Below are 13,113 nucleotides of genomic sequence, written 5' to 3'. Positions count from 1 at the left end.
CTTTTGAACTATCCGGTGCTCCCTGTATGAAGCATGATTGATGCAGGGAACACCACAAAAATTAGTTTATTACTAAAAAAATGATTGAGACGCTACACTAGCTTGTTTGATGAAATCGTCAGTACAAGCAATGCAACAATTATGCCCTGCAAGGTTCCTCCCGTCGCAAGCAATAAAATGGTAAGCGGAGAAAGAGGCGTCAGTTTAAAAGCAGGCAACAGAATAATAGTCGCAAGAAATGCAATAGCAGAAGGCACGCCAAACCGCGCGACTATGTAACCTGTTTTTCTTAAAGGCGTAATGAATAAATAGACGGCTGTCTTTTCATCCCTTTCCTCTAAAGAAATCATTGCTGAAACAAAGCAGAACATAGTGGATGACAGCATTGCAAACAGGATGTCAACCAACTTGTAATAGGGAGAAATAATTGCCGCTATATGAAAACTGTTTGTCAAAGCAGATTCTATGAAAGGTATGGAAAACCGAAAGAAAAAGCCTGCAAGGATTGGCGAAAAACAAGATATAAACAGCATCATGTCCCGCCGCATAGCTGCCGCCATTTGGAAAAAGCTCAATCTAATTGCTTTCATAGCTTTACACCTCCCATGCTATCCCACATTTTCAAGACACAAAATCTTGAAAGCACAAATAGGATTACCGTCGTTGCCACCACGCCCCAAAAACCTATTGCGGACGAAGAATGCCCCAAAACCATATCCATACAAACATTGACAGGATAATACCCGCACCATGCAGGAGTAATTTTAAATAAATGCAAAATTGCAGGAACAAAGCAAACGGCTTCGATTGGCACAGTCCATAATATAAACTGATTAAGGCTTGCAATTTTTGTTGCAACGATTATTCCAAATAATGTAAATATCACATTGGATATAAACGTACCAAAAAGCACAATGCGCAAATTATCCGCATCTGCGGCTAATGCTAAAATAGCTGCTACAACAAGTGAAATGGCTGACAATGAACTGACTTTAGCAATCACATATTCCGTAGCATGGACAGGAGAAACTGCCAATGCACAGGTTGTATGCTGGCTCTTTTCCAAAAGGACAATCGCTCCCATAAAGAACAGCCCCATTGACGCGGGGTCAGAAAAGATTAAAATTGCGGCTGCTTTTTCTTTCCAGTTTTCGGGAAGCGCAAAAAGCACTGCTATATAGATTACAGTCAACACTGCATATAAAAAGTAAAAGCCATATTTCGCTTGAAAGCGCATATCCAATAAAAACAGCTTTTTCAACCTCATAACAGCGTCCTCCCCGTAACATCCATAAAAATATCATTTAAGGTTGGCTCACTGCTGTGAATGGATTGCAGACGGTTTTGGGCTATCAGATTTTTCAGACGCTCATCAGAAGATATTTGTTCCAAAGGGCAGCTTGCTCTATGCTCCCCATTCTCAACCCATGTATAAGTTACGGTTGCCGCTCCTTTTGACATAATCAGATTGCGCGGGCTGTCAAGAGCGCATATTTTGCCGTTTACGATAAATGCCACCCTGTCGCAAAGCTCGGCTGCGTCCTGCATATTATGCGTCGTCAAAAGAATGGTTTTCCCTTTTGCCTTTTCCTCTAAAATCATATTTTTCATCATACGGCTGTTTGCGGGGTCAAGCCCGCTGGTCGGTTCGTCAAGGCAGAGCAGGACAGGGTCATGCAGCAATGCTTTTATAAAGTTTAAGCGGGATTTCATGCCCTTTGAATAATCGGCTACACGTTTATCTGCATCCTGCTCCAAACCTACCGTTTCCAAAAGTTCATCTATCGGGCGTGGCTTTTTTTCGTATAATGATGAGAAAAACTGCAAGTTCTCTCTTGCCGTCAGCTTTTCATACATTGTTGAAAATTCAAAATCAACCCCTATATTCTCATAAAAATTCTTTGTACGATTTTTACACTCAATGCCATTTACCAGACAGGAGCCTTGATATGTTCTCAACATTCCAATCAAGATTTTCTGCAATGTGCTTTTGCCTGCCCCAGATGGTCCTAAAAATCCCAAAATTTCACCCTCTGGAACAGAAAAACTCATACCAGAAATAAATGGGCTTTTCGTGTAACTAAACGAAAGATTTTCTACTGTAATCATATCTACCTCCATACCGTTTGACTCAATCGCTCTGTATAGTCAATTTAAAGGCTGTTTTAAGTCTGGCTGGTTGCCAGACTCTTTAAATAATTTGTGTCACAATACCATAAATCAAGGAATACAACGCTTCATCATACTGTTCACCAATCTCAGCCTTATGCAGAGTCGCAAAATAGATTGCGTGGAATGCGGCACTAAGAACTTTTATGTCTACTTCTTTTTTCACAGGAAATAGGGCGAGCATTTTTTCAATCGTATCTGTATCGTCCTGAAAATGCTCCTCCACAATTTCCCGTGGCAGCTTACGCACAAGCAATTCCACTTCATTAACATCTATCAATTTCAAAATCAGCATTTCCTCTGTCATTTTATAGAACTCAAATATCACATCAGTCAGCTTTTCCGCTGACAACTCTGTACTGGCAATGCCAGAAATGGTCTGATACAGCTTGCGGTTGACAGTTTCCTGCTGTTCTTGAATAACTTCAAACAAAAGTAATTCTTTTGATTTATAAAAGAGATAGAAAGTTCCTTTTGGAATATTAACCCGTTTCACGATTTCATCGACTGTCGTGCGGCGGACGCCATACCTTGCAAGGCATTTTGCCGCTTCTTCTTTCAATCGTTTTCTGATATATTCCCGTTCCTGCTCTGAATAGCTCTTCGGCACTTTAACGCCTCCCATTTGACTAATTCTGCTTATACAGTCATTATATACAGCTTTTAGAACTCTGTCAATATTCTATTTCATAGAAGTATAAATCGTTTATGAGAAATAACAGCATATTTTGCCCTCCGAAAGGCAAAATATGCTGTTCCGTTATGCCCTGTGCCTGTTTCAAGCCCTCTATGAGCCTTTCAAAGCGTTCCTGTGCTTGCCTGTTGATGTCGGCAAGGTATGTATTCAGCTTGCCGCTTGTAAGAAGATTGGTGTATGTAACCTTGCGGTACTGCTTCAGATAGTCCAGATGCTGCTGTCCCCATGTGCCTATTTTTGAGTTTTCTCCTTATCTGGTTTCATTCATTTGTCAATGCATTTCTATGTATTTCATTCAGCCTGAGATCAACGGCACGATCACACTTCGTTTCACATCCACAAGCCCCTTGTCCGTCAATTTCAGCGCCGGGCTCACCGGCAGGCCCAGCGTGCCAAGGGACATCACCGGGCTGGAGTGCCGATATCCAAGCTCCTCTAAGCTTTCACGGACGGCTTTCAGATCCAGCGCCGTATCCTGGATTCCCCGTTCGGAAAGAATCCCGCATACCGGCAGTGCCAGCTCAGCAAGAACCTTCCTGTTCTTCACCGTCAAGAATCCGCCCTGCAGCGTCTGAATCCGCCTCACGGCAAACAGCATATCCTCCGGGTCATCTCCCGCGACGAAAAGATTATGGTGATCGTGGAAATATGTTGTAGCTACGGTACCGGTTTTCAGGCAAGAGCCTGTGATAAATCCATACCCGATATTCCCGTTCTTGCCGTGACGCTCCAGAACCATGGCCAACAGACATCCGCTGACATGCCGCAACGGCGCTTATCTTCCGGCCTATGCCCGGGATTTTATCCGGATTGCGCAGCAGAAGTGCTGAAAGCCTTGCCTCGATAAAAAAGCTATGCGGTTGGATGCTCCCCTTTCCGCAAACTCTCTCACAGGCTCTTATGCAGCAGCCCCAGCACCGTTTCCAGATCATGGACTTCCATCTGTCCCGGAGCGGAAGCCTTCTTCGCCGCGCCGAAGGTCAGCGCGGAGCCGAACACCTCCCCACACAATCTGCTGATCACACCGGTTCCTGCCATTGACATGGTGATGATCGGGCGGTCCGCATATTCCCGGGTCATTTCCTCCGTCGCAAGGAGAAGTGTCAGCACATCCCTCTTATTCTGCGGCATGACCGCAATCTTCGGGATGTCCGCGCCAAGCTCCTGCATCTTCCGCAATCGGCTCACGATCTCCTCCTGGGACGGAGTCTTGTGGAAATCATGGTTGGAGCCCACCACCTTGGCACCGGCCTCATGTGCGGCTTCGATGATCTCCCGGACCACCTCGTCTCCTGTAAATGCCTCCACATCCACCAGATCCACATCACCGCTCTCTGCCGCGGCCTTGTTGAGTGCGGCATAAGTCTCCGGCTCGATGGCCTTTTCCCCGCCTTCCTTCGAAGTCCGGAAGGTAAACAGCAGAGGGATTTCTTTCAGGGCCGCCCTCAGCTCTGAGAGCACCGCCTTCACCTGTTGCAGATCCAATACATGCTCAAACCAGTCCGCGCGCCACTCCACCACATCCACCGGAATCGTATCCAATGACTTTGCCTCCTGGATGATCTCTTCCTTTGTAACGCCTACGATGGGCACACAAATCTTCGGGATTCCCTCCCCTATCTTTACATTTCTTACTACCACCGCGTTCATCTGTATTTCCTCCTCGTCCTGCCGGACAAGCCGGAACAATCCCCCCAGAAAAGTTCCGGCCGTACAGGCAGTAATTCTTATTTCACACCTAAAACTCAGTATAACAATACCAGCCCCAACAGATAATGTCAAATCTTAAGGAACTGTCCAAAAATAGCAGACCCTTGATCGTTACATGTCACACACTGACCAATCACTACGCTGATTGGTCAGGAGGATGCACATAAAAGCTGGGATTCAGGCCGTCCATTGCCGCAGGCAATTTAAAATGACGGCCTGAGTTACAGGGCACGCCTGGTGAAGGTGTGGCCTGTAACCCTTGATCGGCGGGAGCAGAGGGTTGGAACCGGTGGCATTGAGATGATATCCGCTCACGGCTGAAAGAGTCCGCAATCCACTCCATAACGCACTATATGGAGAGCCGTGTGCTGCCATATTTCAAACTGTGCGGTTGGAATTATTTTTTTATTGCGGAAGGCAATAATGGGTATTCTTGCCCTTTCCTTCTTGGATAAGCAGACCGTTTTCAATCAGTTTTTTTAGCAGCCGTCCGCATGATGACTGACCTATACCAAGCAGTATTTCTATTTCTTTTCTTGTAATAACCCCCCGTTGCTTTGTCAGAACAATCACTTTTTCTTCTGGTGTGCTTTTCTCTGGATTTACTTGCATTTGCCTTGCGGGTTCAGGCATTGCATTCAGATTAGGGAGAATAATTTTAAATGCATTATCAGATGTTTCAATATGCGGTGTCATTCCGGTTCCCTCATACGCCTCCATGATTTTTATAATTCCGGTTCCATAGGCTTCTATCAATTCTAAACGGTAAAATACATTTGCCAGTTTGAAGTTCCGACAGACGGAAATACCCATTGTTACATCTTTTAAGGACACGCCGCTTACCAGACCGCCAATAGAGGTAAATTCAAGTCTGTCTGCATAAAGGCTGATGAAAGTACTGGCGCGGAATGAATATTCACGATGCACAAGAAGATTCAAAAGAGCTTCCCTGACTGCTGTTTCCGGATAATCCCGTCTGTCAATACGATATAACTTATCAAAGGTTGAGTGTGTCTGATTACGGAAATCAATAAAATCATATGCTTCATCCATCTGCCGAAAGAGGGAGCCGGAGAATTCTCGCCGATCCTTAAATTCACTCTGCGTTGTACCTTGAAAAACAGCGGCTTTAATTGTATGCACACACTGATCCGAAAGCAGTAACCCCAAGTTTGTATAGACACCATCCTGTGTTACCATTCCCAATGTTTTCATTTGTGTGAGACCAAACTTGACATTTCGTTCAGCAAATACTTTTTTTGCACTTTCGAAGGTTAAATTTTGTTCCAAAGACCGCATTTCTTCAAAATGATCTCCGTCAGTTTCCTTAATCATGCGACGGATCGCAGTGTTTGTAGCCGGAACAGAAGAATAACCTTGACGGACATAAACGCCTTCAGGACGCAAGCCCTTTTTGGCTATATAATATGGTCGCTCTGTTCCCTGCTGAATATCAACAGTAACGATTTTCTTTCCATCTACCGTTACTGTTTCATAATGAAGAAACATCGTCAGATCCGGTTTAATTGCATCTCGAACCATATTGCTGATTTGCAAAGAAGTTTCATCTGGGTTATCCAGTCCTGACACGGTTCCGTCGTCCTGAACGCCTATATACAGTTTTCCTCCCTCACAGTTTGCAAAAGCAATGACTTCTTTTTTTATATCGTCCACTACAATTGCTTTTAGTTCAACCGTTTCGCTTTCCTGAAAAATCACTTGACTGCCTCCTAATTTTATTCTACCCACATTCTACCCATTCTACTCATTCTTGTCAATCATTTTGTTGGAATGAGTAGAATAAATTAAAAATGCAATAGGAAACGGAATAATACTCAGCTTTTTCCGTTTGTCGTTATTATACCGTAACGGCATTCTCACGTGTCGCTATTAATTGACATGGGATTCCCGGCAATGCTCATTGCGGAGCGGATTGGCGATACCGTGGAAATGATTAATAACACTTATGGTCACCTATACCCAAACCGGCACGAGGAGGTAGCAGCCGCTATTTTACTGGACGGGTGCCTTGCGGCAGAGTGCAAGGCACCGTGAACAGTAACATATAGCGTTACATGTCACACCCCGACCAATCACCACGCTGATTGGTTGGGAGGATGCACATAAGAGCTGGTATTCAGGCCGTCCATTGCCGTAGGCAATTTAAAATGACGGCCTGAGTTACAGGGCACGCCTGGTCAAAGTGTGACCTGTAACCATATAGCAGTTCATTCGAATTCATGCCCTCTCTCAGAATAGACTTTCCCCCTCCATTATGATATACTTACACCATCACGAAAGCCGTCCCGTTCCCGGTCTCATCAACAGTCAGACCGGACGGGCAGCATGATCTATATCCAATATATTTTTAAGATCGGAGGAATTTACACATGAATACGAGAGGACGTGTAACCATACCCACAGACATGGATATCATCGAAGATACCATACGCCTGTCCGAGCAATGGGGCGCCGACGCGGTCCGGGACTGCGACGGGACCGATTTCCCCGTGGAGTTAAAAGACGCGGGGCTCAAAGTCTACTCCACCTACTACACCACCCGCAAGGACAACGCCTGGGCCAAAGCCAACCCCGACGAGATCCAGCAGATGTACCTTATGACCCCCATTTACACCGCATCGGCGGATTCTCTGCGCATCCCTCTGATGAAGGGTCTGTACAGAGACATGCTGACCCCCAACACCCGGGACGACATCACCCGCTGGTGGGAGGTCATCGACCGGAGCACCGGTAAGGTCGTCCCCCCATCCGGCCGGCACTGCGGCGAGAGCAGCGGAGAGGCGGTTCCCGCATCCGGCTGGCACTATGACGAGAGTACCGGAGAGGTGGTCATCCGAACCGTCCCATTTCACGATTATACGGTCAGCTTCCTGGCCTACATCATGTGGGATCCGGTTCATATGTACAACGCGGTGGTCAACGACTGGAAGGACGTGGAGCACCAGATCACCTTCGACGTACGCCAGCCCAAGACCCACGCATTTACTATGGAGCGCCTGCGCAGGTTCATCCAGGACCACCCCTATGTAAATGTACTCCGCTTCACCACATTTTTCCACCAGTTCACCCTCGTATTCGATGAGCTGGCCCGTGAAAAATACGTGGACTGGTACGGCTATTCCGCATCCGTCAGCCCCTATATCCTGGAGCAGTTCGAGCGGGAAGCCGGCTACCCCTTCCGCCCCGAATACATCATTGATCAGGGCTATTACAACAACCAGTACCGCATCCCCTCCAAAGAATTTCGGGATTTCCAGGCATTCCAGCGCAGGGAAGTGGCGAAGATCGTAAAAGAAATGACAGACATTACCCATGAATACGGCAAGGAAGCCATGATGTTCTTAGGGGACCATTGGATCGGCACCGAACCGTTCCTGGAGGGATTTGAAAAGCTGGGGCTGGACGCGGTTGTGGGAAGCGTGGGAAATGGCTCCACCCTGCGGCTGATCAGCGACATCGAAGGCGTTTCCTATACGGAGGCCCGCCTGCTGCCCTATTTCTTCCCGGATACCTTCCACGAAGGCGGAGATCCCGTGAAGGAGGCCAAGGTCAACTGGGTGACTGCCCGCCGCGCCATCCTGCGAAAGCCCGTAGACCGGATCGGGTACGGCGGATACCTGAAGCTAACGCTGGATTTCCCGGAATTTGTAAACTATGTGGAGTCCGTCTGCAATGAATTCCGCGAGCTCTATGACAACGTAAAAGGCTGCGTGCCCTACTGCGTCAAGCGTGTCGCCGTCCTGAACTGCTGGGGAAAAATGCGTGCCTGGGGATGCCACATGGTACACCATGCCCTGTATTTCAAACAGAATTATTCCTATGCGGGAGTCATTGAGGCCCTCTCCGGAGCTCCTTTTGACGTGCGTTTCATCAGCTTTGACGACATCAAGGAGAATCCGGATATCCTGAAAGGTATCGACGCGCTCGTCAACGTGGGGGATGCCGACACGGCCCATACCGGCGGGGAATGGTGGTGCGACCCGGACATATCCTCCGCGGTCAAGCAGTTTGTCTACAACGGCGGCGGTATTATCGGAATCGGCGAACCCACCGCCCACCAGGCAAACGGCCATTTCTTCCAGCTCGCCAACGTGTTCGGCGTAGAGGAGGAACGCGGCTTCACTCTGGGCTACGACAAATACAACTGGGAGTGCGGCAGCCATTTTATCACCGAGGACGCGTCAGATGAAATTGACTTCGGAGAAAGCAAGAAAAATATCTATGCGCTGGAAGGCGCCCAGGTGCTGGTAGAACGAGAAAAGGAAGTGCAGCTTGCGGTCAACACCTTCGGAAAGGGCCGCGCCGTCTACATCACCGGACTGCCCTACAGCTTCGAGAACAGCCGCCTCTTCTACCGGGCGGTCCTGTGGAGCACCGGAGACGAAGCGAATCTGCGCCGATGGTTTTCCACGAACTACAACGTGGAGGTCCATGCCTATCCTGAAAATGGAAAATACTGCGTGGTGAACAATACCTACGAACCCCAGAACACGACCGTGTATTTGGGGGATGGAAGCAGCTTTGAGCTGGAGCTGGAAGCGAATCAGATTGTATGGTATACCTTGTGAAGCGGCCGGATAGCCATAATGGGATGCCCTTGGGCATACCTTGTGAAGCGGCCGGATGGCCATAATGGGATGCCCTTGGGCATACCCTGGGAAATGGCCGATACACTGGGACTGCTGGAACGATTTTCCGGCAGCCCCATCACTCTGTTTCCGGCAGGCTTCCCGGAACCAGCTCCCCATACCCGCTGTTCCTGGCAATCTGCATCAGCCCATCGTACACCTCCTCCAGGGAATACCCGTTCTCCTTCAAAAAGCTTTCCTCCATCTGGCCCACATATTCATAAAAAAGGACTGCCGCCGCCACTTCTTCCTTATTCTCATAATCCAGATTTTCCAGCAGCAGGTTCTCAGCCTCATTGATCTTCCCCCGATCCGCCATCTCTTTCAGGTCACCCAGGTTCTTTCCGGATACCGAGAACCGATTCTCCCCGGGCAGCTCCACCTGCGTATACTGCTTCCCCAGCATCAGCGAAAAAAGCACCCGAGCCATTTCCTTGATCATCCGCATGATATAATCCTTTTCATCCTCGTACAGCATTTACGAACCTCCTGAATTTATCTCTGTATGCGCTCCATTATACTATCCTGAAAATATTCCGTAAACATAAATTTTGCATTTAACCTGTTAAAGCGAAAAGTTCTGGAATACTTCACGCACGATCACAGGAACCTTCCCTGTTACTGTTCACACCCTAGCCGGGTGCTCACAGTAACCCTTCCCTATCCTTTTTCCACTTTTTCCCCCAGAACCAATTGACATGCACCCCATAATTGCATAAAATAAGAAGGCATGCAATGAATCTGTCAGATTCCGCATGAATTTACACCGTTGTATATCCCCCTCCGATCCGTCTCTGCGCCGATCGCCGGGCGGATAACATAAAGAGTAGTAGAAAAATAACTGACACATCTTGGCTTGTCTATCTGTATCACTTATTTTTCTACTGCTCCTAAATTCCCCAGAAAAGGAGCACTCACTTATGCCAACCATCCGTCCTTTCCGGAGCGTGCGGCCATCGAAGGAAAAAGCTTCCTCCATCGCCGCCCTCCCCTATGACGTTTACAACCGGGCAGAAGCCAAAGAAGCAGTCCGGCAGAACCCCCTTTCCTTTTTGAAGATAGACCGCCCGGAGACCCAGTTTCCGGATGATACCGACATGTATTCCCCGCAGGTTTACGAGCGCGCCCGTGACACTCTCCGGGAAATGCTCTCAGACGAGTCGTTTATCGAAGACCCCGAGCCCTGCTACTATCTCTACGCCCTGACCTTTGCCGGACGCACCCAGACCGGCATCGTGGGATGCGCCTCCATCGACGATTATCTGAACGGGACCATCCGCAGGCATGAGAATACCAAGGAAGAAAAGGAGCTGGACCGAATCCGCCATGTGGACACGCTGAGCGCCCAGACCGGCCCCATTTTTCTGACCTACCGTCCTGATCCGGGCCTGAGGCAGCTTACGGAAGCCGAAAAAGCCTCCGCTCCGCTCTACGATTTCACTGCAGAGGACGGGATCCGCCATCAGGTATGGCGTTTGGAGCAAAATATCGAAGCCGTCACGGAATTATTCGCCGGGATCGGGCATATTTATATCGCAGACGGCCATCACCGTGCCGCCTCCGCAGTAAAAGCCGGTCTCAAACGCAGGGAGGCACACCCGGATTATACCGGGGATGAGGAATTTAACTACTTCCTCTCCGTACTCTTCCCCGCGGATGAGCTGCGGATTTACGATTACAACCGGGTCGTCACCGGATGGAACGGACACACCCGCGAAGAACTGCTGGACGCAGTCAGCAGACATTTTGACATTCGGGAACTGTCCGGCCCCCGGCATCCCGGGCACAAAGGCGAGATCGCCATGTACCTCGGCGGCGTCTGGTATGCGCTTACGGCACATGCAGATCTGTACACCCAGGATCCGGTAGATGACCTGGACGTGTCCATTCTGCAAAATACTGTTCTCGGCCCGCTGTTCGGCATCCAGGATCCCAGGACTGACCCTCGGATCCGGTTCATAGGCGGAATCCGGGGATTGGAGGAGCTGGTTCGGCTGACAGATGCAGGCACAGAGAACGCGGCCTTTGCCATGTATCCCACTTCAATGGAAGAACTGCTCTCAGTGGCGGATTCCGGCCGCCTGATGCCGCCCAAGTCCACCTGGTTCGAGCCCAAGCTGCGGAGCGGATTATTTATTCACCGTTTTTGATCCATCATCGGACACAGCGCCTGTCCCGCAGACGTTACAGGCAGTACACGGATAATCTATTCATGCCATGATGTTCCGGGCGTGCCCTTTGATCGTATACTTATATAAGGAATGCGGACATATGTTAAATTATATCATTCGTAAATGGAAAAGAGAGGTAATGAAAATGCAGCGAAATGATCCATGCTGGTGCGGCAGCGGCAAAAAATATAAAAAATGCCACATGCCGATCGAAGAAAAAATCCTGTTACATGCCGACCGGGGCGAGATCGTTCCAAAGAGAGAGCTTTTAAAAACCCCCTTTCAGATTGAAAAGATCAAGGAAAGCGCAGCGTTAAACACAGCTGTACTGGACGAGGTGGAGAAGCATATCCATATCGGCATGAGCACCGCGGAGATCGACCGGATCGTATATGATTTTACCACCAGCCACGGCGGGATCCCTGCGCCGCTCCACTACCAGGGATTTCCAAAAAGCGTCTGCACCTCTATCAACAACGAAGTCTGCCACGGCATTCCGGATGAAAACATCATCCTGCGGGAGGGCGATATTGTCAATGTAGACGTGTCCACCAGCCTGGACGGTTACTTTTCCGACGCGTCCCGCATGTTCACTCTGGGAAAGATTTCCGAGCGCGCCGAGCGCATCATCCGCGTAACGGAAGAATGCGTTCATCTCGGCCTGGCCCAGGCAAAGCCCTGGGGACATCTGGGAGATATTGCTGACGCCATCAACTCCCATGCCCAGGCAAACGGCTATTCCGTAGTGGAGGAGATTGGCGGACACGGGATCGGTCTGGAATTTCATGAAGAACCCTTTGTCAGCTACGTAACTCCCAAAGGCAGCGAAATGCTCCTGGTGCCCGGCATGATGTTCACCATCGAACCCATGGTCAACGAAGGCAGCCCCGATTTCTTCGTAGACGAAGACAATGACTGGACCGTTTACACCATCGATGACGGATTGTCCGCGCAGATCGAATACATGGTGCTGATCACCGAGACCGGCGCCGAGGTTCTTACCAAATAAAAACCAAAAAAATGCGCCTGCGGCCTGTATTTGTCCTCCCGCAGCGCGCATTTTCAATTCCTTTTCCGTTTCTAACAAATAACTCTCTCACAGCGCAGGCAAACCTTCTACACAAATTTTCTCACCCGCAACTCCACTCCCAGCGATTCCGCCAGCTTCCTGCTGTCCTCAATGTCCCTCTCCGGCAGCACATCCACCACCGTCATCTTCACCTGCGGGATCCTTTTTGCGCATTCCGCCGTAAATGCCAGCATTCCCTCAAACGCGTCCTCAAACCGCGGCCGGGTGACTTCCATATATTCCTCTTTATTCGGCGCATTCAGGCTGATCGAAATGGAATCCACCACCTCCGCCAGCATCGGAACAATGTCCCTTCCATGATACAGATTTCCCAGCCCGTTCGTATTCAGCCGGATCCACAGACCATACCTCTCCTTCGCATATCTGGCCGATTCCACCAGATTCTCCAGCGCACAGGTCGGCTCTCCATAGCCGCAGTACACAAGCTCCTTCCTGCCGGAAAAGTCAAACGCGTCCATTGCAGCCTTGACCTCCTCCAGCTTCGGATCCTGCTCATGCCACAGCGTATCCGCGTCCCCCACCCCGTCGTGATGGCTGCGGATGCAGAACCGGCAGCTGCAGTCACATTGATTGGTCAGATTGACATATACCTGATCCTGATACGTATACAAAATCTCCGACATTTTT

12 protein-coding genes and 1 pseudogene are annotated in these 13,113 nt (G+C 49.1%); 3 read left to right on the top strand and 10 right to left on the bottom strand.

From position 1 onward, the window contains the following. Positions 1-92 precede the first annotated feature (92 nt). The 8 genes and pseudogenes from ACTOY7_RS09955 to ACTOY7_RS09920 form a co-directional block, all read right to left on the bottom strand. The gene (locus ACTOY7_RS09955; RefSeq protein WP_482672156.1) at positions 93-590 is read right to left on the bottom strand and encodes an Rv2686c family ABC transporter permease subunit; all 498 of its coding nucleotides are present in this window, start codon (positions 588-590) and stop codon (positions 93-95) included. After that, positions 587-1,267, bottom strand: coding sequence for a fluoroquinolone export ABC transporter permease subunit (locus ACTOY7_RS09950; protein ID WP_482672155.1), 681 nt, complete (start codon positions 1,265-1,267; stop codon positions 587-589). The genes ACTOY7_RS09955 and ACTOY7_RS09950 overlap by 4 nt, the downstream gene beginning before the upstream one ends. Next, positions 1,264-2,109 carry an ABC transporter ATP-binding protein gene (locus ACTOY7_RS09945; protein ID WP_160280553.1) on the bottom strand — a complete coding sequence of 282 codons (846 nt, stop codon included), beginning with the start codon at positions 2,107-2,109 and terminating at the stop codon, positions 1,264-1,266. Before ACTOY7_RS09945 ends, ACTOY7_RS09950 begins: the two co-directional genes overlap by 4 nt. An 82-nt stretch (positions 2,110-2,191) precedes the next feature. Further along, the gene (locus ACTOY7_RS09940) at positions 2,192-2,779 is read right to left on the bottom strand and encodes a TetR/AcrR family transcriptional regulator (RefSeq protein ID WP_160280632.1); all 588 of its coding nucleotides are present in this window, start codon (positions 2,777-2,779) and stop codon (positions 2,192-2,194) included. A gap of 142 nt (positions 2,780-2,921) precedes the next feature. After that, positions 2,922-3,113: pseudogene (locus tag ACTOY7_RS09935) on the bottom strand (TnpV protein); the annotation flags it as partial. 48 nt (positions 3,114-3,161) lie between these two features. Further along, positions 3,162-3,635: an adenine deaminase C-terminal domain-containing protein gene (locus ACTOY7_RS09930; protein WP_482672154.1), complete on the bottom strand. Its 474-nt coding sequence runs from the start codon at positions 3,633-3,635 to the stop codon at positions 3,162-3,164. A 119-nt stretch (positions 3,636-3,754) separates the two neighbouring features. Then, positions 3,755-4,516: a type I 3-dehydroquinate dehydratase gene (gene aroD / locus ACTOY7_RS09925; RefSeq protein ID WP_482672153.1), complete on the bottom strand. Its 762-nt coding sequence runs from the start codon at positions 4,514-4,516 to the stop codon at positions 3,755-3,757. 465 nt (positions 4,517-4,981) lie between these two features. After that, a complete protein-coding gene (locus tag ACTOY7_RS09920; RefSeq protein WP_160280555.1) occupies positions 4,982-6,295 on the bottom strand; it encodes an RNA-binding domain-containing protein in 1,314 nt (437 codons plus the stop codon). A 671-nt stretch (positions 6,296-6,966) separates the two neighbouring features. Between ACTOY7_RS09920 and gnpA the strand changes: the two genes are divergently transcribed. Continuing rightward, complete coding sequence (gene gnpA, locus ACTOY7_RS09915; protein WP_482670597.1) at positions 6,967-9,165, top strand: 1,3-beta-galactosyl-N-acetylhexosamine phosphorylase; 2,199 nt, start codon at positions 6,967-6,969, stop codon at positions 9,163-9,165. Between the two features lie 139 nt (positions 9,166-9,304). Here the strand turns inward: gnpA and ACTOY7_RS09910 are convergent, their stop codons facing one another. Beyond that, positions 9,305-9,703, bottom strand: coding sequence for a DUF6483 family protein (locus tag ACTOY7_RS09910; protein WP_482670598.1), 399 nt, complete (start codon positions 9,701-9,703; stop codon positions 9,305-9,307). Positions 9,704-10,145: 442 nt separating this feature from the next. Between ACTOY7_RS09910 and ACTOY7_RS09905 the strand changes: the two genes are divergently transcribed. After that, positions 10,146-11,375 carry a DUF1015 domain-containing protein gene (locus ACTOY7_RS09905; protein ID WP_482670599.1) on the top strand — a complete coding sequence of 410 codons (1,230 nt, stop codon included), beginning with the start codon at positions 10,146-10,148 and terminating at the stop codon, positions 11,373-11,375. A gap of 166 nt (positions 11,376-11,541) precedes the next feature. After that, a complete protein-coding gene (locus ACTOY7_RS09900; RefSeq protein ID WP_160280558.1) occupies positions 11,542-12,405 on the top strand; it encodes a methionyl aminopeptidase in 864 nt (287 codons plus the stop codon). A 107-nt stretch (positions 12,406-12,512) separates the two neighbouring features. On the opposite strand, the gene ACTOY7_RS09895 is transcribed toward ACTOY7_RS09900, so the two are convergent. Further along, the gene (locus tag ACTOY7_RS09895; protein WP_482670600.1) at positions 12,513-13,109 is read right to left on the bottom strand and encodes a TIGR04100 family radical SAM protein; all 597 of its coding nucleotides are present in this window, start codon (positions 13,107-13,109) and stop codon (positions 12,513-12,515) included. Positions 13,110-13,113 lie beyond the last annotated feature (4 nt).

This window comes from Schaedlerella sp. (assembly GCF_056796775.1).
This window is presented reverse-complemented; position numbering and strand designations above follow the sequence as displayed.

Excerpts from the sequence above, each read along its gene's own strand:
- ACTOY7_RS09955 (WP_482672156.1), bottom strand. The coding sequence starts at position 590 with ATGAAAGCAATTAGATTGAGCTTTTTCCAAATGGCGGCAGCTATGCGG.
- ACTOY7_RS09950 (WP_482672155.1), bottom strand. The coding sequence starts at position 1,267 with ATGAGGTTGAAAAAGCTGTTTTTATTGGATATGCGCTTTCAAGCGAAA.
- ACTOY7_RS09945 (WP_160280553.1), bottom strand. The coding sequence starts at position 2,109 with ATGATTACAGTAGAAAATCTTTCGTTTAGTTACACGAAAAGCCCATTT.
- aroD (WP_482672153.1), bottom strand. The coding sequence starts at position 4,516 with ATGAACGCGGTGGTAGTAAGAAATGTAAAGATAGGGGAGGGAATCCCG.
- gnpA (WP_482670597.1), top strand. The coding sequence starts at position 6,967 with ATGAATACGAGAGGACGTGTAACCATACCCACAGACATGGATATCATC.
- ACTOY7_RS09910 (WP_482670598.1), bottom strand. The coding sequence starts at position 9,703 with ATGCTGTACGAGGATGAAAAGGATTATATCATGCGGATGATCAAGGAA.
- ACTOY7_RS09905 (WP_482670599.1), top strand. The coding sequence starts at position 10,146 with ATGCCAACCATCCGTCCTTTCCGGAGCGTGCGGCCATCGAAGGAAAAA.
- ACTOY7_RS09900 (WP_160280558.1), top strand. The coding sequence starts at position 11,542 with ATGCAGCGAAATGATCCATGCTGGTGCGGCAGCGGCAAAAAATATAAA.
- ACTOY7_RS09895 (WP_482670600.1), bottom strand. The coding sequence starts at position 13,109 with ATGTCGGAGATTTTGTATACGTATCAGGATCAGGTATATGTCAATCTG.